The sequence below is a fragment of the Streptomyces sp. NPDC090442 genome (assembly GCF_044769405.1).
In the GTDB taxonomy this organism is placed as follows: Bacteria; Actinomycetota; Actinomycetes; order Streptomycetales; family Streptomycetaceae; genus Streptomyces.
In genome coordinates, this window is record NZ_JBIVXW010000104.1 from 1 (window position 1) to 21,956 (window position 21,956).

Here is a 21,956-nt window from a genome sequence, read left to right on the forward strand (position 1 = left end):
CGTGGACACACGCCTCCGGCAGCCCCGCATGACATTCCCGCAGGTCAACCACCAAACCCACCGACCACGTGTGCCCGCCTACTGATGAAGTCGGGTTTCCCAGTACCCCTTCAAAAATCACGCCCACCGTCATCTCCGCACCGCAGGCAAGCTCCTTCAGCACCAACGACTCGATAGACGACCCATTGCGGCCGGATGCCTTCCTGGCCGAGCGCCTGCCTCCACCAGAAGGCCGCTGCCCATCAGTCGGCTCTTCGTCCGGGTGCGCCTCCGGCGCGGCCGCACCCGCGGTGAGGCACGAAAAGTACTGGCGCACTGTCGTGAGTGTCTGCCGGGCGATGGCGGTTCGTTCGACAGCGACATGCTGATCAGCTTGTGCTTTCTGCAAGGTCTCTCGGGCATTGAGAAAAGCACTCTGCGCTGCGGACACAGACCGATCGGCATCGGCCTGCTTGGCCTCCTCGATCTCCGTGATCTGCTCAAGGTGGTCCAGCAGCGGATTGCTCACCCCGCCTGCTGCTACCGCCATAACCCGCCCCTCCCGACTGCACCTTGCGACTCACCATAACCGTCCGTGAGTAACAGATGCAGCCTGAGCCAACTAACAAAGCCTGAAGGGGGCTTGGCTGTGCACTGTGTTGACGTTCCCCTTGCATAGTCGCCATACCTGCGCGCCGCGCAACAGCAACACCCCGACGGGTCAGGCGAGTCGAACCATCTCCGTGCGGCCCCGCGGCGTACCGGGCGCCTGAAACCTCCCTGGAAATCAGGGCAGTTGGGCTGTTAAGGGGCCTATTCATGGACCTTCGGTGACTCGCGGACGTCCCGTTTTGCATACTCGGGTTATGCATACCTGGGCGCCATCCCATGCGCTCCGCGCAGCGTGTCCGCAGAACCCGCCCCGCGCCCAACGACGGTGCGGTCGTGCCAGGCCGGCATTCATATCCCCGACCGCGCAGTGTGAAACCACGGGGCCGTGCCGTGGCACTATCAGCCCATGCCCAGGAGCAGCAACGACAAGAACCCCCGCCGCTACATCCTCCACGGCATCTGGCCCGAGACCACCCTCATGCCCGGCGCCCCGCTCAGCGCCCACTGCGGTCTACTTCTGGCCCGCAACCTCGACCAGTTCCTGACCACCCGCGAACTATCCCTCAGAGACGTCTCCAGCCGCGCCGGCATCGCCCACTCCACCGTCGCCCGCGTCCTGACCGGCGACGTCCTCCCCGACATCGGCACCCTCATCCGCCTAGAGGACGCCCTAAGCCACCAGCTCTGGCCCGGCCCCCACGCCGTCCGCGCCGCAGTCCAGCGTGCTGAACACGCCGACCAGTGACTACGCGTCCAAAGTGATTTCCCCGTCCGGAATCCAGCCCTCGACGTACCCCTGGAGCAAAAGCCCGAGCTCCATGGGAAACAGGGCCACACCAGACTCGGGCAACCGGGCCAGGGGCCACCAGCACGCCGACGCACCGAACTGCCCGGCACCCACCGGCGCGGTCGCCTTCACGATGACAACCTCCGCCTCCAACGGGCCGACGCCATGTCGCGGCACTCGCAGGCGCCCCGTGACCGAGCCCCACCGCACCTCACCGATATAGGCGCACCGAACCCATCGCCGCACCGATGCCGCGACGGTGTGCCCCTCGGGCAGGGTGATGTGCACCGGCCGCCAAGCCTCCGCGCCACCTGGACGGCACAACAAAACCGCTTGGCCGTCATAGGAGAGCAAAGCGATCAGGACAAAGCGCGGTGTACAGGAAGGAAGCCGGGTCATGCGCCCAAGCTCGACGCCTCACCGCGTGAAAGCACGCCAGCAGCGCCTATGCACTGAACCGCTGAGCCAGCGCCGATTCGTTCAAGCCCACTGTTGAAACCGTCAAACCCCGAGCCTGACCTGCAGCGATGGCCTCAGCGTTCCCAGAACCACAGTCGGCCGTTGCGCTTGCCTCGCGGCGCCCACCTCTGACCTGCGACGACGGAGTTTTCTACAAGCCCCACGGAGGCGGGGGGATCGGGGTGATCCGATCCGGCGACAAGCGTAGCGGATGGCCGGTGTGGCACGGGTGGGTGCGGGCGGTTCGGTGGGTCAGCCGAGGTGCCAGCTGAGGGTGCCGTCGGCGGCGGTGAGGGCCGCGAGGAGCAGCAGGTCGGCGGCGCCGAGGGCGAGGCCGAGGGCGGCGCGGCCGCGGCGGGTGGTGCCGCGGGTCAGGGCGAGGGCGCCGAGGACCAGCGCGCAGGGGCCCAGGACGAGGTTGAGGACCAGGGTGCCGACGAGGCCGAGGACGAAGGAGGCGACGGCCATGCCGTCCGCGTCGAGGCGGGCGGCGGGCTTGGGGCTGGTGAGGGTGGTCATCGGGGGGTCCCCTCGGTGTGGTGGCGGCGTTCGCGCAGGTAGAAGACGAGGAGCCAGACGGCGATGGCGGCGCCGGCGGCGAGGGTGACCGGGACGGGGAGGTGCGCCGCGGTGCCCAGCGCGATCCCCATCAGGAGGAGGGCTGCGACGAGGAAGAGCATGGTCTGCCTTTCCGGAAGGGCCGACTCCGGGGCGGGCCGGGTAGGGGCCCACGGGGAGCTTCAGCGGACAGTTGTTCACTGACTTCCTCAGTGTACGACCGGGGGTGGGTGGAGCGCTTCGGAGAACGGTTGTTTACTGGATGACATGAGTCACAGTGAGGGCGGAGTCCGCCAGGCGCAGAAGCAGAAGACCCGTCAGGCGCTGCTGGACGCGGCGCTCGGGCTGCTGGCGGAGCAGAGCCTGAGCAGCCTGGGGTTGCGTGAGGTGACCCGGGTGGTGGGCGTCGCCCCGGCCGCGTTCTACCGACACTTCCGGGATCTGGGGGAGTTGGGCGTGGCGCTCGTCGAGGAGGCGCTGGGCAGCCTGCACGCGATGGTGCGGGCGATCCTCGCCGAGCAGGACGCGGCGGAGGAGCGGATAGACCGCACGGTCGCGGTGGTCGAGCGGCTCGTGCGCGAACACCCCGCGCACGTACGGTTCGTGGCCCGCGAGCGGCGCGGCGGCGTGCGGGCCGTGCGGCACGCCATCGCGGAGGAGCTGGAGCGGTTCGTGACGGAGGTCGCGGAGGCGCTCAAGTCGCAGCAGGTGTCGGCCGGTTGGCGGGACGAGGACGTGCGGATGCTGGCCGAACTGTACGTCGACCGGCTGGTGACGACCGCGGCGGAGCTGCTCGACGCCCGGGAGGAGGGCGGCGAGGACGCGGTCGGGCGGGTGGTGTGGCGGGCGCGACGGCAACTGCGGTTGATCAGCATCGGGCGGCGGCACTGGAAGGAGGAGGGCGGGCGTTAGCCGGGGTGGGGCCGGGTCAGCGGGGGGTGGGGCGGTGCCGCGGCGTGCGCGGGGGTGACGCGGACGCGGTAGGTGCCGTCGGTGTTCTCGGTCAGGACGGTGACGCCGACGCCGCTGACGCGGTCGGTGTAGGTCTCGCCGGGGCGGAAGGTGGCGTCCGTCATGTCCGGGTCGACGTAACGGGCGTCGCCGTAGCAGCCGCGGCTGTGCGGGGTGGCGTCGACGACGCGGATGGGGGCGCGGCCCGTGGGGACGTTGGTGGCCACGTGGTAGACGAGGATGCCGGGGCGGCAGACGATCGGGTCCAACAGGCCGCTGGCGCGCGCCTCTACGACGAACGCGGTGTGCGGGCCGGTCGGGGCGACGACGATCTTGGCGCCGCCGGGAGTGGAGATCGGCGACAGGACGTGTTCGGCGGGCGCGCCGCCCGCCGGCGCGCAGTGCACCTGGCCAGGGGTGAGCCACCCCATCTTCCACTTGTGCCAGCCGAAGAAGTCGTTGCTCGGCCCCCAGTCCTCGTCCATCGGGTCCCAGTGGCCCACCGGGGTCGGGCCGTCGTGGTCGTTGTTGTAGTAGAGGTCGGGCAGGCCGAAGGCGTGCGCGTTCTCGTGGTTGAGGACCCGGAAGGCGCTCAGGCCCGTCTGCCGGCTCCAGATGAACGAGACGTTCCGGAAGGGCGCCCCGCGGCCGGTCTTCATCCCCAGGTCGCCGCCGCTGAAGGTGACCGACCAGACCGTGCGGGTGGCGGGCGGGCCCGCGTTGGGGGAGGCGATGACGTTGATGACGTCGTAGTCGCGGAAGTCGACGAACGGGTCGACGGCGTGCACGAGTTCGCGGGCCAGGGCGTAGTAGCCGGTGTTCGAGGACGGGTCGAAGTTGGCGCCCCGGTTGATGCCGTAGGCCGCCAACGGGTGGGACATCCGGATCCAGCGGAAGAGGGGCTTGGGGACGTAGGTCATCCGCCCGTATGAGCTGACCCGGAAGTAGTCGGTCGCGGCCGGGAAGAACTCGGCGAAGCGCGCCATGGGGGAGAGGGTGGCGGGGGCGTCCGGGAAGTCGACGAAGAGGGTCAGGGCCCGGACGGTGCCGGAGGCGCGGGCGTAGCCGGCGGGGGTGGGGGCGGCCTCGGAGACGTTGTCGGTGATGCCGGGGAGGGCACAGGGGCCGCTGGGGCGCGCCGGGGCGGGCGGGGCCGGGGGCTTACGGGGCGCGATGCGCGGGGGTGAGGGCGTGGGAGCGGGAGCGGGACTGGGGGCGGGACTGGGAGTGGGAGTGGAAATGGGGGGCTTCGGGGGGACGGTGGGCTTGGCGGGGACGGTGGTTTTGGCAGGGCTGGTGGACTTGGCGGGGCTGGTGGGCTTGGCAGGGTCGGTCGGCTTGGCGGGGTGGGTGGTGACCGGGCTGGTGGGTTTGGTGGTGCTGGCCGGGCTGGTGGGTTTGGGGGTGCTGGGGGGTGCGGGGACCGGCTTGGTGTGGGTGGCGTGCGGTGCGGGAGTGGAGGGGGGCGTGGTGTGCGGGTCGTGGGGCGGTGGGGGTGTGGCCGCGACGGCTTCGGGGGGCGTGGTCAGGGCGATGGCCGCGGCCGCACAGGTGACGGTCGTGGCCAGGGCGGCGCAGAGCGTGTGCGTCAGGGTGCGCATGGGGCTGCCTCGTACTTGCCGGTGTCTGCGGGGAGTCTGCGAGGTGTTTGCCGGTCTCCGCGGTGTGGTTGACGGGGTGTGGGCCTGCCCTTCGCCTCATGGTGCGGGTGCCATCTGACTCATGGTGTTCAGCCTGCGGCGGCGGATGGTCGCTCGCGCGTGGGGATGCGTCAAATGGAGGGGCGGTGTGGTGCGGATGGCTGGCGGGGCGGGCTTACGCCGGCTGCCCGGTGCGGGTGGCGGGAGGGGGCGGGGGTGTGCTCGGGGCGGGCCCGTGTTCGGGGGCGGTCGCGGGCGCGTGTCCCAGGTCACATGCCGGTCGGGAAATATCCGGGGAACCGGTCCCCGTTTAGCTGGGTGTTGGAGGAAGCGGGGAGTGCTTCCCCGGTTCCGGTTCCGCTTCTGGGGGCCGGTGCCGGCGGTGGGTCCCCGGTTCCAGAGGAGCTTCTCCGGTTCCGGGGCCGTCCCGGGCTCGGTGGATGCGGTGACAGCGAAGGGAGTGTGCCGACGTGACCACGGTGGGTCTGACGTGTGCAGCGCCGCGGCTGCGGGCCGACGCGGTGCGCAACCGCGAGCGGATCATCGCGGCCGCGCGGGAGACGATGGTCGAGTTCGGGGCCGAGGTCCCGCTCGATGAAATCGCTCGACGCGCGGGTGTCGGCAATGCGACGCTCTACCGTCACTTCGCCGATCGCCAGGAGTTGATCCACCACGTCACGCTCTCCGTCATGTCCCGTATCGCGGACCGCGCGGAGCGCGCACTCGCCGAGGAGCCGGATGCCTTCGAAGCGCTGCGGCGCTTCGCCCACGACGCGGTGGAGGAGCGGATCGGCGCGCTGTGTCCGCTGCTCTCCGACGGCGTCGACCACGCCCGTCCCGAACTGCTCGCCGCGCGCGAGCGCCTGGACGCGGCCGTGGAGGCCGTCATGGGCGCCGCGCGTGACAGCGGCCAACTGCGCACCGACATCGCCGTCGGTGACCTGATGGTCGCGCTCACCCAGCTCACCCGCCCGCTGCCCGGCGGCGCCTGCCTCGACTTCGACGGGTTCGTGCACCGGCACCTCCAGCTGTTCCTGGACGGTCTGCGGGCGCCGGGCCGATCCGAACTGCCCGGTGCCGCCGCCACGTTGGAGGACCTGAGGCGCCGTGGGGCCGGGAGGTGCGGGGTCCGGTAGCTGCCGGCCCGTCGCGCTCCTCCCTCTGGGCACCACCGCCCGATGCCTCCGTCCCCCGCGGGCGCAGTGACCTCCGCTCCCGTTCGAACCACCTGACCCGTCTGACCCGTCCGACCTGTCTGCCCCGCCCGACTCGTCGGACCCGTATGTCCCCGCCCGCACCTCCCCGCACGTCCCCCCTCTGCTTCCAGCCAGTTCCCTCAGTTCCCCCCACTTCTCCCAGTTCCCCCTGGGCGTCCCAGCGCTCCTCGGGCTCCCGAGTTTCCGCAACTCCCGGAGCTCCCCAGGCCGCTGGAGCGTCCTCTCGTTCCGTTACGCACCACTAGGTGGACCCCGTCATGCCTGAAACCCTCCCGTCCGTCGACCCACGGCGCTGGAAAGCGCTGATATTCATCGCCCTCGCCCAGTTGATGGTCGTCCTCGACTCGACGATCGTGAACATCGCGCTGCCCTCGGCCCAACAGGACCTGGGGATCAGCGACGCCAACCGGCAGTGGGTCATCACCGCCTACGCCCTCGCCTTCGGCGGGCTGCTGCTCTTCGGCGGCCGGATCGCCGACCTGTGGGGCCGTCGGCGGAGCTTCATCATCGGGCTGATCGGCTTCGCGGTGGCCTCCGCGCTCGGCGGGGCCGCGGCCAACGAAACGATGCTGCTGGGCGCGCGGGCGCTCCAGGGCGTCTTCGGCGCGCTGCTGGCGCCCTCCGCGCTGTCCCTGCTCGCGGTGTCCTTCACCGAAGCCCGGGAGCGCGCCAAGGCGTTCGGCATCTTCGGTGCGATCGCCGGTGGCGGTGGCGCGGTCGGGCTGATCCTCGGCGGTGTGCTGACCGAGTACATGAACTGGCGCTGGACGTTCTTCGTCAACATCCCGTTCGCGGTGGTCGCCGCGACCGGCGCCGTCCTGGTCATCCGCGAGCCCGCGGAGGGCCGCAACCGCTCCCGTCTGGACGTGCCCGGCGTCATCCTGGCGACGCTCGGCCTGGTCTCGCTGGTCTACGGGTTCACCCGCGCCGAGTCCGACGGCTGGCTGGCCGGCCCGACGCTGGGCCTGTTCGTCGCGGCGGCCGTGCTGCTGCTGGCGTTCGTCCTCGTGGAGTCGAAGGTGGCGGCGCCGCTGCTGCCGCTGCGGGTGGTCGCCGACCGGAACCGCGCGGGGGTCTACGCCTCGCTCGGCCTGGCCGTGATCGGGATGTTCGGGCTCTTCCTGTTCCTGACCTACTACCTGCAGATCGTGAAGGGGTACACGCCGGTGGTGACCGGCCTGGCCTTCCTCCCGATGGTCGCGGGCATGATCACCGGCTCCACGCAGATCGGCGCGCGGCTGATGACCCGGGTGCGGCCGCGGCTGCTGATGGCTCCCGGTTTCACGGTCGCCGCGCTCGGCATGCTGGTGCTGAGCCAGATCGACCTGACCACGTCGTACCCGGGGCTGATCCTGCCCGGCTTCGTGCTGATGGGCCTCGGCATGGGCACCGCGTTCATGCCGGCCATGTCGCTGGCCACGCACGGGGTCCAGCCGCGGGACGCCGGCGTCGCCTCCGCGATGGTCAACACCTCGCAGCAGGTCGGCGGCGCGATCGGCACCGCACTGCTGAACACCATCGCGGCCAGCGCCACCACCGCGTACGCGACGGCGCACGCGGCCGGCGCCCGCTCGGCCGACCTGCTCAAGCTTGAGTCGATGGTGCACGGCTACACCACCGCCATCTGGTGGGCGGTGGGCATCCTGGCCCTGGCGGCGGTGCTCGCCTTCACGCTCGTCAACACCGGGCGGCCGGGCGGCGGTTCGCCGGTGGCCTCCTCGGACGACGCCGCGGGCGACGAGTCGGAGGTGCAGGTCCCGGTGATGGCGCACTGAGGGCGCCGATCACGGTGCGATGACGGCACGGGGGCGCGGGGTTGGCGGGCGCAGGAGCGCGCGGCGACCCCGCGCCCCCGCCGGTGCGGTGCCCCGGTCCGCACCGTGCCCCCGGTCCCGTATGGGCCGTGGGCGCCGCGGGTCCTCGTAGATCCGTACGCCCCTAGGCCCGTAGGCCCGTGGGTGAAACCACTCGAAGGCGTGGCGTTGCGCCGGCCTTCCCTCGTTCCGCCGGGCGTCAGCGGAGCCAGGGGAGGTCGGCGCCTTGGGGTTGGAGGCCGTCCGCGATCACGCAGCAGATCGCGTCGAGTTGGCCGACCTGTTCCGGTGTGAGGCGGTCGAAGATCGCGGCCCGGACGGCTGCGACGTGTCCGGGGGCCGCCTTCTCCAGGACCCGCATCCCCTCGTCGGTGAGATAGGCGTTCTGGCCCCGCTTGTCGGAGGGGCACTCCTCACGGCGGACCCAGCCGTTCTTCTCCAGGCGGGCGACGGCATGGGAGAGGCGGGACCGGGTGATCTTGGCGTTCTGGGCCAGCTCGGTCATCCGCATGCGGCGCCGCGGCGCGCGCGAGAGCTGGACGAGCAGGCCGTAATAGACGTGCGGCATCCCGGCGTCACGTTGGAGCTGACGGTCGAGGTGGTCCTCCAGCAGCGTGGTGGCGTGGAGGTACGCCTGCCAGGCGTGCTGCTCCTCGTCGTCGAGCCAGCGAGGCTCGGTCGCGGGTTCGTTGCTCATGCCATCCACTCTCTCACCGCTTCGAGAGTTATTTAAGTTTTAACAATAGGTCTTCGGCTGAGATGCGGCGCTTCGGGGCGGGACGGAGGCGGTTTGGAACCGGTGGACCGGCACCGGCCCGCCGGCTCCGGGGTGCTCGCCGTGCTCACCCCTCGCCGGGAGTGATCAGCTCCTGCGAGCGGAGCGCGGCCGCCAGGGCGCGGTCGTCGCCGTCCGCCGCCCAGGAGGCGACGTCGAGGGCGGTGTCGGTCATCTTGATCGCATGCGCGTCGCCGTGCGCGGCGGCCCGTTCGAAGACCTCTTCCGGGGTGACCGCGCCCGCCTTGAGGGCCGGCAGTGGCTCGTCGGCGGAGTAGACGGAGGTGAGGGCGGCGCTCGCCGCCCAGGCGGCGGTGAGCGAGGGCGCCCACAGCTCGCGGGGGAGCACCGGGAGGGTGCGCAGCACCGCGTTGGGGGCGGTGGCCGAGTGCACCAGGAGGATCTCGTCGCCGTGGCCGTAGTCCAGGTAGCGGTGGGTGGCGGCCCGTACCAGTGCGGCCAGTTGGTCGCGCGCGTCCTCCGGGTCCCGTGGCGCGCGCAGCGCGTCCGCCGCGTCGGACCAGCCCTCCGTGTGGGCGAGTTGGGGCAGCCCCTCGACCACCGACAGCCGCTGGCCGTGGAGGTGCGGAAGGCCGGCCAGCGCCGCGTCGGGCGGGGTCGTGCCGCGCGGCTGCACGGAGACCGGCAGGGTGGTGTGGCGGGCCGCCCAGTAGCCGATGGCGTGCGCCAACTCGACGATCCGCGGCTCCTCTTCGCCCTGTTCCAGCAGGGTGCGCACGGCGTGGCCGACGCGGATCACCGGGTGGGTCGCGGCGCCCGCGATGCCGGGCAGCAGACGGGGCCACCACTCGGCGAGCACCTCGCGCCAGGGGCGCTCGGCGACCTGGCGGGTCAGGTACGTGGTCCAGTCGGTGACCCGCAGCGGATCGCCCAGCGCCTCCCGCCAGTTGGCGTCGGTGAGCGGGGTCCGAGGGCTCGGTACGTCCTCCAACTGGGCCGCGTAGAGGTCGAGCCAGCGGTGGACGGCGTTCGCCCGGCCGTGGCGGACCAGGGCCTCGACGGCCATCGGGCCGTGGTTGGCGAGGAAGCCCCGGAACTCGGGGCCGGTGGCGTGCAGGCGCTCCAGGGCTTCGTCGAGTGTGCCGCTCGTCGTATCCATGGCCCGAGGCTAGGTCCGCGCCCCGACGCCGGGTAACGGACCACGGACGGAACCCGAACCGGCCGGCGGGACTACGGCGTTGGTCGTACGGCGGGGGCGATCCGCGAGGGCGTCGGCGGCCGGGGCGTTGCGTGGGCAACGCCGTCGCCGGGGCGTTGTCAGTGGTGGGTGCGATGCTGAAGTCATGGGATGCGGAGGGGCGTTGGGGCGAAGTGGACGCCATCGGCGCGGGATTCCGGACAGGAGGTGTCGGGTATGGGCGGGAGGCTTGCCTCCATGACGAGTGGCGAGAGGCAGCGGAGCGGGAGCGGCATCGGGAGCGCGAGGGAGACTGGGAGCGGGGCGAACGGCCGCCGGAGAGTGGTCGGTTGGGCGGCGGTCGAGGCGGCGGTGCCGGGGTTCGCGGCGGCCGTGCGGGAGCGGTTCGAGGCGTATCGACACCACGTCCTGGCCACGCTGCGCGCGGACGGTGCGCCGCGGCTGACCGGGCTGGAGGCGGACTTCCGACACGGCGAGCTGTGGTTGGGCATGATGACCGGCTCCCGTAAGGCGCTGGACCTGCGGCGGGACCCCCGCTTCGCGCTGCACGCCAACCCCGGTGGCGGGAGAGAGCTGGCCGATGGCGACGTCCGGGTCGCCGGCCGGGCGGTGGAGGAGACCGACCCCGGGCTGAAGGCCCGGTACGCGGCGGCGGTCAAGCCGCCCGAGCCGTTCCACCTCTTCCGGGCGGAGCTGACGGAGGTGGTGCGGACGTCCGTCGAGCCGCCGTTCCTGAAGCTGGAGGTCTGGCGGCCCGGCCGGCCGCTGCGCACCATACGGCGGACGTCGGAGGATCCGCAGCTACGGGAGGGGTGAGGACACGACTGCTGGACGGACGAGGACGCGAGCGCCGGGGAGTGCGGACGCGAGCGCGCCGCCCGGGTTAGCGGGCGGCGCGGGGCGGGCGCTCAGTGCGCCGCGTGCGGACGGTGCTGCCGTGCCGCGTGCGGGCGGTGCGGACCGTGCGGCTCGCGCACGCGATGGGTCCGGAAGACGTAGAGGGAGACGAGGAACATCACGCCGAACATGCCCAGGCCCCAGGCCACCGACTGCAGGACCGAGGGGGCGCTGCCGCCGAGGGAGTAGAGCCAGCCCATCGACGCGCCGAAGAGCGCGCCGTAGGCCACGGCCCGGGTCTCGGTCAGCATCGTCGACTGGAAGTGCACCAGCGTCACGCCGAGTACGCCGGTGACCACCGCCGCGATCAGCCCGAGCAGTGCGGCGCGGCCGCCGCTGGTCCCGCCGGTGTGGGCCATCCAGATCGTGTAGCAGCCGAAGCAGACCGCCGCGATGACCGGGAGGGTCACGCGGAGCGGAACGCGGCGCCCGGTGTCCGTGGCGGAGCGCTCCGCGCGGGTGGAGACCGTTGCGCCGTGCTCCGGTTCGACGGTGCCGTGCGAGCGGGCCGTCTCGGGCAGCCCCTCGCCGTGGACGGGCTGGTCGCCGTGCGCGTGCTGGTCCATGACGGGCTCCTCTCGTTCGCCCTCTTCCAGTCCAGGCGACACCCGGGGGCCGGTGGCGTCAACTGGATCAGCGGGCGCCAACCGGGCCGGTGGCCGCGGCCGATGGCGGCCGGCCGCCCGCCTACCGCAGGTCCTTCTGGTACCAGGCCACGTCCCAGTAGCGGTCGAACTTCCGGCCCACCTGAGCGAACGTCCCGATGTGCCGGAAGGCGAAGCGGGCGTGCAGGCGGGCGGACGCCTCGTTGGGCTGGGCGATCCCGGCGTAGGCGCGGTGCACGTCCTCGTCCGCCAGTGCCGCGAAGAGCGCGCCGTACAGGAGCGTGCCGACGCCCCGGCCGGTGGCTTCCGGCGCGCAGTAGACGCTGGTCTCCACGGAGGTCGCGTACGCGCCCTTCGTGCGGAAGGGGCCGCTGGTCGCGTAGCCGAGGAGGGTGCCGTCGCCGCCCTGCGCAACCAGAAGGCGGTGCGGGCCGTCTTTGGGGTGGGAGAGCAACCACGGGCGACGTTGTGCGGGGCTGAAGGGCTCCGTGTCGAATGTGATGGCCGTCTCACGGACGTAGTGATTGTAGAGATCCGTGAGGGCCGTGAGGTCCGTCTCGGCGCCCGCCCTGACCTGCGTTTCCCCGCGTCCGTGCATCGCCCGCCCTCCCTAGTGGCAGCGCAGGGTACTGCAAGATCAGAAAAATTGGGGCGCGGCAGGGGAATTCTGTCCGGATTCCAGCCGTTGTTTCCTTCGGACGGGTCATTCGGCCGGCCACCAGGCGGTACCCGAACCCGACGACCCGCCCCACCGTCCCGCGACCGACTCAGCGCAAAGGGAGCACCCGCATGGCAACCCGTGCCGTCGCCCGTCGTCAGGCCAGCACTTCCGGTTCCGACGAGGCCAACAGCGTTCGCGCAGCAGGCGGGGACATCGCCGACCGCGACCTGGTCGGCATGTACCTCGAAGAGATCGCGCGCACGCCGCTGCTCGACGCGGCCAAGGAGGTGGAGCTGTCCCAGACCATCGAGGCGGGCGTGTACGCCCGGCAGATCCTGGACGGCGAGATCACCGACGGCAACGCCGCCGGTGCCGACCGTGAGGAGCTCGAAGCGCTGGCCGCCGAGGGCGACCGGGCCAAGGACGTCTTCATCCGGTCCAACCTGCGCCTGGTCGTCGCCGTGGCCCGCCGTTACCCGCGCTCCGGCCTCCCGCTGCTGGACCTGATCCAGGAGGGCAACGCCGGCCTGGTCCGCGCCGTCGAGAAGTTCGACTACGCCAAGGGCTTCAAGTTCTCCACGTACGCGACGTGGTGGATCCGCCAGGCCATCACCCGCTCCATCGCCGACCAGTCGCGCACCATCCGGCTCCCCGTCCACCTCGTCGAGGAGCTCGGCCGGATCCGCCGGGTGCAGCGCGAGTTCAACCGCGAGAACGGCCGCGACCCCGAGCCGGAGGAGGTGGCCGGCGAGCTCGGTTCCACCGCCGCCCGGGTCACCGACGTCCTGGACTGGGCCCGCGACCCGGTCAGCCTGAACATGTCGGTCGACGACGACGGCGACACCCAGTTCGGCGACCTGCTGGAGGACACCTCCGCGGCCTCCCCCGAGCAGTCCGTGCTCACGCTGCTGCGCAGCGAGGAGCTGGAGGACCTGATCGACCGCCTCGACCAGCGCACCGCGTCGATCATCAAGGCCCGCTACGGCATCGAGGACGGCCGGGAGCGCACGCTGACCGAGGTCGGCAAGCAGCACGGTCTGACCCGTGAGCGGATCCGGCAGATCGAGAAGCACGCGCTGCTGGAGTTGAAGCGGATGGCGCGGGACACCGGGTTCGACGCGGCGGCCTGAGCCGCGTCCCGGTCCTCCCGGTCCTCCCGTTCCGCAGGAGGCGCGCCCGTTGGGGGTGCGCCGCGGCCGGCCGCTGCGCGGGTCGGCGGGTGGTGATTCCGTGCGGCCGTGAGCCGGTGCGGGCCGTACGCGCCCTGAGCGCGCGGTGATTTCGCGTGGGCGAGCCCCGGTGCCGAAGCGGCATCGGGGCTGTTGTGTGCCCGACGGCCGTCGGCCGACGACTGGCGGCGGCGCCATGCCGCGTCGGGCCCGCGCCCGCCCCCCCCTCGTGCGTCCCGTTTTCGTGCTCTCCTCCGTCGGCATGCCCGTTTGGGTCCGATTGATTGCCCGAATCTGTTTACTTGTCGGAATGATGGCGGTAGCATCCCGGAAAACCACAGGTTCGGGCATGGAACGGACACAGACGCAGATGTACGCACCCGAGCGCCAGCAGGAGATCCTGCGGCTCGCCCGTGAGAGCGGGCGGGTCGATGTGCTCTCCCTCGCCGAGGAGTTCCAGGTCACCGCCGAGACCGTGCGGCGCGATCTGAAGGCGTTGGACCGCGCCGGCCTGGTCCGGCGGGTACACGGCGGCGCCATCCCGGCCGGCCGGCTGGACTTCGAGCCGGACCTCGCCGAGCGGGACGCGGTCGCCGCCGACGAGAAGCAGCGCATCGCCCGCGCCGCGCTGGCCGAACTGCCCGGCGGCGACGGCCCCCGCAGCGTGATCCTCGACGCCGGCACCACCGCCGCCCGGCTCGCCGCCGAGATCCCGCTGGAGGCCGAACTCACCGTCGTCACCCACGGGTTGCCGGTCGCCGCGCGCCTCGCCGACCACCCCGGCCTCACCCTCCACCTCGTCGGCGGCCGGATCCGGCACCGCACCCGGGCCGCGGTCGACGAGTGGGCGCTGCGTTCCTACCGGGAGATCAACGCCGACGTGCTCTTCCTGGCGACCAACGGCTTCGGTCTCGACGGCGGGTTGACCACCCCCGACCTCGCCGAGGCCGCGGTCAAGCGGGCGCTGATCGCCGCCGCCCGGCGGGTGGTGCTGCTGGCCGACTCCGCCAAGTTCGGGCAGCAGCACTTCGCCCGCTTCGGCGAACTGTCGGACGTGGACCTGCTGATCACCGACACCGGGCTCAGCCCCGCGGACGCCCTCGCCATCGAACGCGCCGGAACGGAAGTCATCCGGGCCTGACCGGGCGCGACAGCCCCCGCCACCCGCACCCCCACCCCCTCACCGCCGGACCGGAACGCCCATGATCATCCTTACCGTCACCCCCAACCCCAGCCTCGACCGCACCTACGAGGTCCCGACCCTGGAGCGCGGCGCCGTCCTGCGCTCCACCGCCGACCGGATCGACCCCGGCGGCAAGGGCGTCAACGTCTCCCGGGCGGTCGCCGCCGCCGGGCACCGCACCCTCGCCGTGCTCCCGTTGGGCGGCCCGGCGGGCGCGGCGCTGGCCGGGCTGTTGCGCGAGGAGGGCATCGAGGTGGCGGGCGTCCCGGTGGCCGGCCAGACCCGTTCCAACATCGCCGTCGCCGAGCCCGACGGCACCCTGACGAAGATCAACGCGTCCGGTCCCGAGCTCACCGCCGACGAGTCCGAGGCGCTGCTGACCACGGTCGGCGAGCGCTCCGCCGGCGCCGACTGGATCGCCTGCTGCGGCAGCCTGCCGCGCGGCCTCGCGCCCGAGTGGTACGCCGAACTGGTCGCCCGCGCGCACCGCGCCGGCGCCCGGATCGCCCTGGACACCTCGGGCCCGTCGCTGACCGCGGCGCTCCGCGAACGCCCCGACGTCGTCAAGCCGAACGCCGAGGAGCTCGCCGGGGCCGTCGGCCGCCCGCTGGCCACTCTCGGGGACGCGGTCGCGGCCGCCGAGGAGCTCCGTTCCTGCGGCGCCCGCGCGGTCCTGGCCTCGCTGGGCGCCGACGGGCAGCTCCTCGTCGACGCGGACGGCGTCCACTTCGGCAGCGCCCCGGTCACCGCGGTGCGCAGCAACGTCGGCGCGGGGGACGCCTCGCTCGCCGGCTTCCTCGCCGCGGGCGGCAGCGGCGCCCCGGCACTGGCGGCCGCGGTGGCACACGGCGCGGCCGCCGTGCAGCTGCCCGGCAGCCTGATGCCGACGCCGTCGGACCTGGCCCCGGGGCGGGTCACGGTGACCGCGGACGTACCGCTCGACCGGCCGTTGACGGAGCCGGTGCCCGCCCCCCGGCCGTCAACTCCCCTTCCTCCCCCGCTACTTCCGGCCGACCCCGCACCGACCGGAGCCCTGCCGCCCCGTCCCCTCTCACCCCGTCCCCACCGCCCGTCCGGCGGTGCCGCGCGCAAGGGAGCCCGCGATGAGTGAGCTGATCACCGCGGACCTGGTCGACCTCGAACTCGACCGGTCCGCCGCAACGAAGGACGCCGCGGCCCGCTCGCTGGCGCAGCGGATGGCCGCCGCCGGGCGGGTCACCGACCTCGACGGCTTCCTGGCGGACGTGGCCGCCCGGGAGGCCCAGATGCCGACCGGGTTGGACGGCGGCATCGGGATCCCGCACTGCCGCAGTGCGCATGTGACGGAGCCGACGCTGGCCTTCGGGCGCAGCGCGGCCGGCATCGACTTCGGCGCCGCGGACGGCCCGGCCGACCTGATCTTCCTGATCGCGGCCCCGACCGGCGGCGACGCGGACCATCTGTCGATCCTCTCGTCGCTGGCCCGGCAGTTGATGGACGAGACGTTCACGGGCGCGCTGCGGTCGGAGACCGAGCCGGCGCGCGCCGCGGCGCTCATCCGCGGCGAGGAGCCGGCGGCGGCCGCGCCCGTACCCGCCGAGCCCACGGCGGCCGAACCGACGGCGGAAAACGGACCGGCGGCGGACGAACCGCAGGCGGATGAGCCGGCGGCAGCCGAGCCCACCCCCGCCGACACCGCCCCGTCCCCCGCCCCCTTCCGCATCGTCGCCGTCACCTCCTGCCCCACCGGCATCGCGCACACCTACATGGCCGCCGAGTCGCTGGAGAAGGCCGCCCGGGCGGCCGGCGTCGAACTCACCGTGGAGACCCAGGGGTCGGCCGGCTTCCGGCGCCTGGACCCGGAGCTGGTCGCGGCCGCCGACGGCGTGCTCCTCGCGCATGACGTCGAGGTGCGGGACCGCGAGCGGTTCGCCGGCAAGCCGGTCGTCGACGTCGGGGTGAAGGCGGGCATCAACCGCCCCGCCGAACTCATCGCCGAACTGCGGGCGAAGGCGGCCCGCGGAGAGACCACCGCGGCCCCCGCCGGCCCCGCCGCCCCCATGGACAGGGGCGCCGAGGCCGCCGACGGCTACGCCACCCGGCTCCGCAAGTGGCTGATGACCGGCGTCAGTTACATGGTCCCGTTCGTCGCCGCCGGCGGCCTGCTGATCGCCCTGGCCTTCGCCATCGGCGGCTACGCCGTCGACAAGGCCCCGTCGGTGGCACAGCACTTCGTGTGGACCGAGTCGGCCAGTTGGGCGGCGCTGCTCTTCCAGATCGGCGGCACCGCCTTCGGGTTCCTCGTCCCGGTCCTGGCCGGCTTCATCGCCTACGGGATGGCCGACCGCCCCGGGCTCGTCCCCGGCTTCGTCGGCGGCGCGATCGCGCTGACCGTCAACGCCGGCTTCCTGGGCGGGCTGATCGCCGGCCTGTTGGCGGGCGCGGTGGTCCAGGCGATCCAACGGGTCAGCGTGCCACCGGTGTTGCGCGGGATCATGCCGGTGGTGGTGATCCCGCTGGTCTCCTCGGCGCTGGTGGGCTTCCTGATGTTCCTGGTGGTCGGCAAGCCGATCGCCGCGCTCCAAAAGGCGCTCACCGGCTGGCTCTCCGACCTCTCCGGCGCCAACGCGGTGATCCTCGGGGTGCTGCTGGGCCTGATGATGTGCTTCGACCTGGGTGGCCCCATGAAGCCTGTAGGCACATCATACGCACACCCGTGCCGCATAGCCCCCCGGGCAGGGCACCGCCCCGCTTCGAACCTGAGGCACGAGCAACAACCCGGCACCGCAGGAAAGATAGAAAAATTGGCGCTTCGATGAAGGGGCTCCACGGTTGGGAAGCCCCTGCTAGACCAACGATGGAAGGATTCCGCGCGGCCAATGGCCAAGCCAGAAAGCTGCCGTCGAAGGGAGCCGGTCACCATGGGTCGATCCGTCATGAATGAGGTATTCGGTCGGCGCTATGTAGCCCTCGCCAGGGGCGAGCCGTATTCGGACGATGTGAAACGTACGTCCGCTTGCGACATACTCTCGGCAGTCTTCAGTGTGTGGGTAACGGTGCGCGTATGCAGTGGGGTGGACGGTGCGGCACACTGCCTGTGCATCGACGGTGCCCAGGATGATGTATCGGGTTCCAGGCCCAAGGTTGAGGCAGAGCCTACGACGCCCTGTGTGCCTGTCGGCGAACCTCAGCTTGTCCCAGTTGTCCAGGTGAAGCCCGATCAGCTTTCCGTCTTGGTAGTTGTTAGTGGTCGTGACCATCCCAGGTTCAGCCAGTGCCTGCCCGAGGAATACCGCGTCAGCGTCGCCCATGGAATGGGCAAGGTTCTCAAGCGGTATCCCCTCATGGGATGGTGGCCGGACGATCTCGACCAGAGTGCTGCCTGAGGCAAAGCGGGGGGCGGTGATTGGCTCGACGTCTGCCCGAGACAAGGAGCGCCATGCGCCGGAGGGCACGACTGCCCCGGCCTCGTAGGCGTCCTCGTCGCGTTGGGCGGTCCTGGCTGCGGAAATCTCGCATCGGGCACGGAATGAGGCTGCGTCGATGTATGCGATGTTCAGGGGCATGCCATACCTCCTGGGATCAGTCGTCTCCGACAGAAATGTCGAGCTCGGCCATCAATGCCTCGGCAAGCTCGGCCTGCTGTCCCGGGTTGATCCGAACCCTCTTCAGGTTCGTGAGGCCGCGGATGGTGGAGAGGTCGCTGCTCCGCAGATCGGTATCCCGGTATCGGCCCGCTCCGAACTCGGTCAGCCTGAGAGTGCACTCGGAGAACACGACGTCGGTCAGGTCGCAATCAGCGAACGTGGCTTCTGTAAGCACGCAGTTGACGAACGCCACGGGGCCGGTAGCGCGTACGCCCGCGAAGGTGGCGTAATCCAGTTTGCAGTTCTCGACCAGGACATCGTCCAACGTCAGACCGTCGAGTTCGACGCCCATCAGCTTGCAGTCACGCAGAGCCACCCGGGTCAGCTTGCTGGCACTCCAGCGGCCTGCACCGAGGTCGCTGCCCGTGATCTCCACACCGTGCAGGTTCAGGGCGTCGAACTGCGTCCGCTGTGAACGGACACCGTTGATCCGGCCGGTGATGAGCTGAGTATCAGCGATTTCGAGCGAGCGCAGGTCAGCGTCAACGTACGCGAAGTCCTGAACCATGCCGCGTGGGCTGTTGAGGGTACTGACGTTAGACAGGTACAGGCCCGGCTCGTTGAGGTCAGGCGTGGTGATGGTGACACGACCGAAGGTGAGGGTTTCCATGGTGGTGCTCCTGCGTTCGAGATGGGAGGGGCAGGCCGTCTCGCGGCAGCCTGCCCCTCGTGCCTGCTACTTCTTCTTGCTCCAGTTATCCCAAGTGGCGCGGTTGTCGAAGGTGTTGCCCGCGTTGTCCCACGTGGGGCGGTTGTCGAACTGTGCTGTCGGGGCGACCGACGTATCTCCGATCAGAGCACGGAAGCCGTCCCCTGCGCTGAGGATCAGGTCAACTGCTGTGGACGTGTTGGCCTCTGAGGAGGTCAAGTCATTGGTGGCGGTGGACATGTTGTGTGACTCCTTCCAGGAGAGCGATTTTTGCGGTTGTGCAGTATCGAGTGCGGGTGCCGTCCATGCGGCCCCCGTGCTCGAAGTAGCGGTTCGCGGGGTGCGCCCCTCCGCAGAACGCGAAGTACCCGCAAGTGCGTGCGCAGGCTTCCACTCCATCCCGGAACTCAGTGATCCAAGGGGTTCGGGTGTCGGCGTCGCTCACGAGGAGGTCTAGGCGGTCACGGAGCACGTTGCCTGTGGTGAAGTCGCCGAACCTCTCGTCGCTGAAGCCGGCCAGTTCGGGGGAGAGCAGGACCACGCCGCCGTCTACGGCTACCGTGGGCAAGGGGTCCCATAGCGCCGATGCAGGGTCAGGCTCCGGTGGTTGAGCGTGGAGGATGGAGCTGGCGAACCCCAACACTCGCGATATCTCCCGCAGGCGGACTACCGGATTGGCGCTCCATGCGTCTGCGAGTGCGGCCCAGAAATCCGTTGCCCGTGCAGGATCGACTTCCTGTACGCCGCGGTTGACGCCTTCCTCCTCTTCGACATTCACGCCGAGATCGGTGACGCCCAGTTCAGCGAAGAACTCGTAGAAGCGGGTAGCGGTCGCCGGGTCAGGGTCGGAGACAACTGCGATGGCTGAGAAGGGGATCCCGTGGGCGCGTAAGCGCTGGATGCCTCGCATGATTACGCGGAAGGCGGGATGGCCGGCACGGGTGACGCGATGGTGGTTCATGTCCTCGGGGCCGTCGATGCTGACGCCCACATGCATGTCGTGCTCCAGCAAGAATTTGCACCAGGCGTCATCGATGAGGGCTGCGTTCGTCTGGACGCTGTGCTGCACGTTCTCAAAGGGGGCCATGAGCGCTGCCAGATGTTCCCGGCCGGCGGAGAGGGGTTCGCCACCATGCCACACGACCTCAAACGCAGGATCCTTGGCGGCCCACTCGTTGACGGGCTCCGCCACGGCCTGTGCCACATGGAGCGGCATGAGGTTCTTGATCTTGCGGAGCGGAAGGTAGCAGTACGTGCAGTCCATCGGCAGGCACAGAGTAGTGGGCTGCATGATCACTGCACGTGGAACGGTCGCGAGTCGTACGGACGTGCCCATTGTGCTCCTCTCGATTGGGGTCGAGTGGTGCATGGCTGATGCTAGGGATTACGGCAGTACGCATTTCCTGGCGCCCATCCACCCTCGCTGAGACTCACGGACTTGGAGGAATTCCCGATCGTCCATCAGTGAGGGTGGATGTTAAAGGATGTTATTCGCCAACGTTGGTACGCTGACGATCGCTGCTACTTCTTGCGCCTCGCGGCCTCGTCCTGCGTGCTTTCGCGCCGCCCCTGCTGACGGATATCCCCGGGCACCTCATGCAGTAGAGCTTTCCGCTGTGCCGACGTCAGATTGTGACCGGGGGTGACTTCGTCACCGTTGGCAATCCGCTTAGCATCGGCCTTAACCGAATTTACGGTGTCACTGCTCTTTTTTCCGAACGCCACGGACGCTCACTTTCTTAGATGTGTTTCTTTCTGACCCGCCCCGGGAAACCGACCGCGTCAGGGATCGCGGGGCGGGGGATTTTGGACCACCCGGGTCGGGGTGGGGGTAGACCCGGGTGGCGTCGCGCTCCCCACTTCGTCCCCCCTGCGTGCAAAACAGGGGACTGGGGCCTGTGGTTTTTGGGGCCTCACCGCGAGGAGCGCGCCCGGCCGGCCTGCACCCGCCGGGGGTCTGGCGTGATCAGCCTGCGCACAGCGCCCACACCCCAATGGCAATGGACAGCAGCGCCACGGTCAGGACGGGGATCGCAACTCTTGGGGGTGGCGGTTTCCGTGAATAGTGGGCATCACGCTCTTTCATGTAGCGCACTCCTGAAGGGGGGGAGAGGGGCGCACGGCGATCCGCGGCGCCGGGGGCTACTTGGGGCAGAGAGTGCACTGTTTTTTGCCAGCTCCTCGTGCTTTGATGAGGGAGACGACCACCGTCGTGCCTTTTGCGTGCCGTTGCAGGCGTACGCATTCGTGGGTGGTGTGGTACTCGCTTGTTCCGGGGGCCACGAATACGGCGGTAGTGATTGCTTTATGGCTCACCAACCGACTCCGAGGACGAAAGACAAGACTGCGACGGCGAACAGGGTGAACCAGATGTGTTTCATCTGGGGCGGGATCTCTGTGCGCGAGTTTTTGAGGGCGGACCATCCGGTGTCACCGAGGGATTCGGCGCGGAATCCCCCAAGAGTGGACAGGCGGAAGTAGGTGAACTGGGGCGCTCCGTTGAGCATGACGGTGTGGCGTTCGAGCCGGAGCAGTTCTACGTCCAGGAGTTCGCGGATGCGCTTCAGTGGGCGCGGGGTCTTCGCCATGTCGGTTGGCTTTCAGGTCAGTTGGGCTTGTGGCTTGCGGTGGTGCCACCCGGGCCCGGGGTGGGGTGGGGCCCGGGTGGCGTTGCGCTCCCGACGGGCTGAAAGGTGTGAAAGGGCCCATGGAGGGAGCGCGCCCGGCGTGCAGCGCCGGGGGTCTATGACGGTTGGTCAGAACAGGTGTGACAGCAGCTTCATAAGGCCGGTGTGGGCTGCGATGACGGCCAGGATGGCGAAGCCGACCGCAACGAGGAGCCCTACGGGGTAGCGCTGTTTAGCCTGTTGTTCGGCTTGTTGCTCGGCACGTGCGTCGGCGTGCGCTTCGGCGTTGCACTCGTGGCAGCCGGTGATGTCGTGTCGTAAGGGCTCAGCCATCCGGCGCCTCCCATGGCCGTGGTGTGGCTAGGTCAGGTGTGGCTCTCCGTCTGCCAGATCACGGCGGCGAAGGCGCCGAGGGTGGAGCAGAGCACGAGGACGAGCAAGGGTGCGGCGTACCGGAGCACTCGGTTTTTGGCGGACTTGCAGGCCCAGCGGCCTAGTGCCGCATCAACGAACCTTTGCCTCGTTGTGATGTGACACGCCGTTGGAACGTTGGCCCGGGGGGTGTGGTGCTGGCAGGTTGTTCGAATG

23 protein-coding genes and 1 pseudogene are annotated in these 21,956 nt (G+C 70.4%); 9 read left to right on the forward strand and 15 right to left on the reverse strand.

The annotated features are described in order from the left end of the window. A partial coding sequence (locus ACIQU6_RS40905) for a hypothetical protein (protein ID WP_403487130.1) occupies positions 1–529 on the reverse strand: 529 nt, incomplete at its 3' end. 468 nt (positions 530–997) lie between these two features. Between ACIQU6_RS40905 and ACIQU6_RS40910 the strand changes: the two genes are divergently transcribed. Next, positions 998–1,336 carry a helix-turn-helix domain-containing protein gene (locus ACIQU6_RS40910; RefSeq protein ID WP_403487132.1) on the forward strand — a complete coding sequence of 113 codons (339 nt, stop codon included), beginning with the start codon at positions 998–1,000 and terminating at the stop codon, positions 1,334–1,336. Here ACIQU6_RS40910 and ACIQU6_RS40915 read toward each other — a convergent pair whose 3' ends face one another. The 3 genes from ACIQU6_RS40915 to ACIQU6_RS40925 all read right to left on the reverse strand — a co-directional run bounded on the left by ACIQU6_RS40915 (position 1,337) and on the right by ACIQU6_RS40925 (position 2,517). After that, on the reverse strand, positions 1,337–1,777 hold the full coding sequence (locus tag ACIQU6_RS40915) for a hypothetical protein (protein WP_403487134.1): 441 nt from the start codon (positions 1,775–1,777) through the stop codon (positions 1,337–1,339). 312 nt (positions 1,778–2,089) lie between these two features. Continuing rightward, the gene (locus tag ACIQU6_RS40920) at positions 2,090–2,356 is read right to left on the reverse strand and encodes a hypothetical protein (RefSeq protein WP_403487136.1); all 267 of its coding nucleotides are present in this window, start codon (positions 2,354–2,356) and stop codon (positions 2,090–2,092) included. Further along, complete coding sequence (locus ACIQU6_RS40925) at positions 2,353–2,517, reverse strand: hypothetical protein (RefSeq protein ID WP_383420942.1); 165 nt, start codon at positions 2,515–2,517, stop codon at positions 2,353–2,355. Before ACIQU6_RS40925 ends, ACIQU6_RS40920 begins: the two co-directional genes overlap by 4 nt. Positions 2,518–2,662: 145 nt before the next feature. Between ACIQU6_RS40925 and ACIQU6_RS40930 the strand changes: the two genes are divergently transcribed. Next, positions 2,663–3,307, forward strand: coding sequence for a TetR family transcriptional regulator (locus tag ACIQU6_RS40930; protein WP_403487138.1), 645 nt, complete (start codon positions 2,663–2,665; stop codon positions 3,305–3,307). Here ACIQU6_RS40930 and ACIQU6_RS40935 read toward each other — a convergent pair. Further along, positions 3,304–4,947 (reverse strand): M6 family metalloprotease domain-containing protein, encoded by a 1,644-nt coding sequence (locus ACIQU6_RS40935; RefSeq protein ID WP_403487140.1) that lies wholly within the window; start codon positions 4,945–4,947, stop codon positions 3,304–3,306. The genes ACIQU6_RS40930 and ACIQU6_RS40935 overlap by 4 nt on opposite strands. Positions 4,948–5,456: 509 nt before the next feature. On the opposite strand from ACIQU6_RS40935, the gene ACIQU6_RS40940 reads away from it, so the two are divergent. Both ACIQU6_RS40940 and ACIQU6_RS40945 read left to right on the forward strand, forming a co-directional pair. Further along, positions 5,457–6,122 carry a TetR/AcrR family transcriptional regulator gene (locus ACIQU6_RS40940; protein WP_403487142.1) on the forward strand — a complete coding sequence of 222 codons (666 nt, stop codon included), beginning with the start codon at positions 5,457–5,459 and terminating at the stop codon, positions 6,120–6,122. Between the two features lie 338 nt (positions 6,123–6,460). Further along, positions 6,461–7,978 carry an MFS transporter gene (locus ACIQU6_RS40945; RefSeq protein WP_403487144.1) on the forward strand — a complete coding sequence of 506 codons (1,518 nt, stop codon included), beginning with the start codon at positions 6,461–6,463 and terminating at the stop codon, positions 7,976–7,978. 238 nt (positions 7,979–8,216) lie between these two features. Here the strand turns inward: ACIQU6_RS40945 and ACIQU6_RS40950 are convergent, their stop codons facing one another. Beyond that, positions 8,217–8,714, reverse strand: a complete 498-nt coding sequence (locus tag ACIQU6_RS40950; RefSeq protein ID WP_403487146.1) for a MarR family winged helix-turn-helix transcriptional regulator — start codon at positions 8,712–8,714, stop codon at positions 8,217–8,219. 145 nt (positions 8,715–8,859) lie between these two features. After that, positions 8,860–9,912 (reverse strand): questin oxidase family protein, encoded by a 1,053-nt coding sequence (locus ACIQU6_RS40955; protein ID WP_403487148.1) that lies wholly within the window; start codon positions 9,910–9,912, stop codon positions 8,860–8,862. Positions 9,913–10,188: 276 nt separating this feature from the next. Between ACIQU6_RS40955 and ACIQU6_RS40960 the strand changes: the two genes are divergently transcribed. Next, positions 10,189–10,767: a pyridoxamine 5'-phosphate oxidase family protein gene (locus tag ACIQU6_RS40960; RefSeq protein ID WP_403487150.1), complete on the forward strand. Its 579-nt coding sequence runs from the start codon at positions 10,189–10,191 to the stop codon at positions 10,765–10,767. Between the two features lie 92 nt (positions 10,768–10,859). Here the strand turns inward: ACIQU6_RS40960 and ACIQU6_RS40965 are convergent, their stop codons facing one another. After that, positions 10,860–11,414 carry a hypothetical protein gene (locus tag ACIQU6_RS40965; protein ID WP_376566586.1) on the reverse strand — a complete coding sequence of 185 codons (555 nt, stop codon included), beginning with the start codon at positions 11,412–11,414 and terminating at the stop codon, positions 10,860–10,862. A gap of 121 nt (positions 11,415–11,535) precedes the next feature. Then, the gene (locus ACIQU6_RS40970) at positions 11,536–12,051 is read right to left on the reverse strand and encodes a GNAT family N-acetyltransferase (RefSeq protein ID WP_403487152.1); all 516 of its coding nucleotides are present in this window, start codon (positions 12,049–12,051) and stop codon (positions 11,536–11,538) included. Between the two features lie 191 nt (positions 12,052–12,242). Between ACIQU6_RS40970 and ACIQU6_RS40975 the strand changes: the two genes are divergently transcribed. The 4 genes and pseudogenes from ACIQU6_RS40975 to ACIQU6_RS40990 all read left to right on the forward strand — a co-directional run. Then, a complete protein-coding gene (locus ACIQU6_RS40975) occupies positions 12,243–13,244 on the forward strand; it encodes an RNA polymerase sigma factor RpoD/SigA (RefSeq protein WP_403487154.1) in 1,002 nt (333 codons plus the stop codon). Positions 13,245–13,653: 409 nt separating this feature from the next. Further along, complete coding sequence (locus ACIQU6_RS40980; protein ID WP_403487168.1) at positions 13,654–14,424, forward strand: DeoR/GlpR family DNA-binding transcription regulator; 771 nt, start codon at positions 13,654–13,656, stop codon at positions 14,422–14,424. A gap of 64 nt (positions 14,425–14,488) precedes the next feature. Then, positions 14,489–15,577 carry a 1-phosphofructokinase gene (gene pfkB / locus ACIQU6_RS40985; protein WP_403487170.1) on the forward strand — a complete coding sequence of 363 codons (1,089 nt, stop codon included), beginning with the start codon at positions 14,489–14,491 and terminating at the stop codon, positions 15,575–15,577. Then, positions 15,570–17,156: pseudogene (locus tag ACIQU6_RS40990) on the forward strand (fructose-specific PTS transporter subunit EIIC); the annotation flags it as partial. The gene pfkB and the pseudogene ACIQU6_RS40990, both read left to right, overlap by 8 nt. A 135-nt stretch (positions 17,157–17,291) precedes the next feature. Here ACIQU6_RS40990 and ACIQU6_RS40995 read toward each other — a convergent pair. The 6 genes from ACIQU6_RS40995 to ACIQU6_RS41020 form a co-directional block, all read right to left on the reverse strand. Next, positions 17,292–18,011: a hypothetical protein gene (locus ACIQU6_RS40995; protein WP_403487156.1), complete on the reverse strand. Its 720-nt coding sequence runs from the start codon at positions 18,009–18,011 to the stop codon at positions 17,292–17,294. Between the two features lie 16 nt (positions 18,012–18,027). Next, positions 18,028–18,702 (reverse strand): pentapeptide repeat-containing protein, encoded by a 675-nt coding sequence (locus ACIQU6_RS41000; RefSeq protein ID WP_403487158.1) that lies wholly within the window; start codon positions 18,700–18,702, stop codon positions 18,028–18,030. Between the two features lie 66 nt (positions 18,703–18,768). Then, a complete protein-coding gene (gene amcA, locus ACIQU6_RS41005) occupies positions 18,769–18,981 on the reverse strand; it encodes a multiple cyclophane-containing RiPP AmcA (protein WP_403487160.1) in 213 nt (70 codons plus the stop codon). After that, complete coding sequence (locus ACIQU6_RS41010) at positions 18,962–20,005, reverse strand: radical SAM protein (protein ID WP_403487162.1); 1,044 nt, start codon at positions 20,003–20,005, stop codon at positions 18,962–18,964. The genes amcA and ACIQU6_RS41010 overlap by 20 nt, the downstream gene beginning before the upstream one ends. 1,048 nt (positions 20,006–21,053) lie before the next feature. Further along, entirely contained in the window at positions 21,054–21,329 is a 276-nt protein-coding gene (locus ACIQU6_RS41015) for a hypothetical protein (protein WP_403487164.1), read from the reverse strand. A 168-nt stretch (positions 21,330–21,497) separates the two neighbouring features. Beyond that, complete coding sequence (locus ACIQU6_RS41020) at positions 21,498–21,701, reverse strand: hypothetical protein (protein ID WP_403487166.1); 204 nt, start codon at positions 21,699–21,701, stop codon at positions 21,498–21,500. Between the last annotated feature and the right edge of the window lie 255 nt (positions 21,702–21,956).

Coding starts and splice junctions, on each gene's coding strand:
- ACIQU6_RS40910 (WP_403487132.1), top strand. CDS start 998: ATGCCCAGGAGCAGCAACGACAAGAACCCCCGCCGCTACATCCTCCAC.
- ACIQU6_RS40915 (WP_403487134.1), bottom strand. CDS start 1,777: ATGACCCGGCTTCCTTCCTGTACACCGCGCTTTGTCCTGATCGCTTTG.
- ACIQU6_RS40920 (WP_403487136.1), bottom strand. CDS start 2,356: ATGACCACCCTCACCAGCCCCAAGCCCGCCGCCCGCCTCGACGCGGAC.
- ACIQU6_RS40925 (WP_383420942.1), bottom strand. CDS start 2,517: ATGCTCTTCCTCGTCGCAGCCCTCCTCCTGATGGGGATCGCGCTGGGC.
- ACIQU6_RS40930 (WP_403487138.1), top strand. CDS start 2,663: ATGAGTCACAGTGAGGGCGGAGTCCGCCAGGCGCAGAAGCAGAAGACC.
- ACIQU6_RS40935 (WP_403487140.1), bottom strand. CDS start 4,947: ATGCGCACCCTGACGCACACGCTCTGCGCCGCCCTGGCCACGACCGTC.
- ACIQU6_RS40945 (WP_403487144.1), top strand. CDS start 6,461: ATGCCTGAAACCCTCCCGTCCGTCGACCCACGGCGCTGGAAAGCGCTG.
- ACIQU6_RS40950 (WP_403487146.1), bottom strand. CDS start 8,714: ATGAGCAACGAACCCGCGACCGAGCCTCGCTGGCTCGACGACGAGGAG.
- ACIQU6_RS40955 (WP_403487148.1), bottom strand. CDS start 9,912: ATGGATACGACGAGCGGCACACTCGACGAAGCCCTGGAGCGCCTGCAC.
- ACIQU6_RS40960 (WP_403487150.1), top strand. CDS start 10,189: ATGACGAGTGGCGAGAGGCAGCGGAGCGGGAGCGGCATCGGGAGCGCG.
- ACIQU6_RS40965 (WP_376566586.1), bottom strand. CDS start 11,414: ATGGACCAGCACGCGCACGGCGACCAGCCCGTCCACGGCGAGGGGCTG.
- ACIQU6_RS40970 (WP_403487152.1), bottom strand. CDS start 12,051: ATGCACGGACGCGGGGAAACGCAGGTCAGGGCGGGCGCCGAGACGGAC.
- ACIQU6_RS40975 (WP_403487154.1), top strand. CDS start 12,243: ATGGCAACCCGTGCCGTCGCCCGTCGTCAGGCCAGCACTTCCGGTTCC.
- ACIQU6_RS40980 (WP_403487168.1), top strand. CDS start 13,654: ATGTACGCACCCGAGCGCCAGCAGGAGATCCTGCGGCTCGCCCGTGAG.
- ACIQU6_RS40995 (WP_403487156.1), bottom strand. CDS start 18,011: ATGCCCCTGAACATCGCATACATCGACGCAGCCTCATTCCGTGCCCGA.
- ACIQU6_RS41000 (WP_403487158.1), bottom strand. CDS start 18,702: ATGGAAACCCTCACCTTCGGTCGTGTCACCATCACCACGCCTGACCTC.
- amcA (WP_403487160.1), bottom strand. CDS start 18,981: ATGTCCACCGCCACCAATGACTTGACCTCCTCAGAGGCCAACACGTCC.
- ACIQU6_RS41010 (WP_403487162.1), bottom strand. CDS start 20,005: ATGGACTGCACGTACTGCTACCTTCCGCTCCGCAAGATCAAGAACCTC.
- ACIQU6_RS41015 (WP_403487164.1), bottom strand. CDS start 21,329: ATGGCGAAGACCCCGCGCCCACTGAAGCGCATCCGCGAACTCCTGGAC.
- ACIQU6_RS41020 (WP_403487166.1), bottom strand. CDS start 21,701: ATGGCTGAGCCCTTACGACACGACATCACCGGCTGCCACGAGTGCAAC.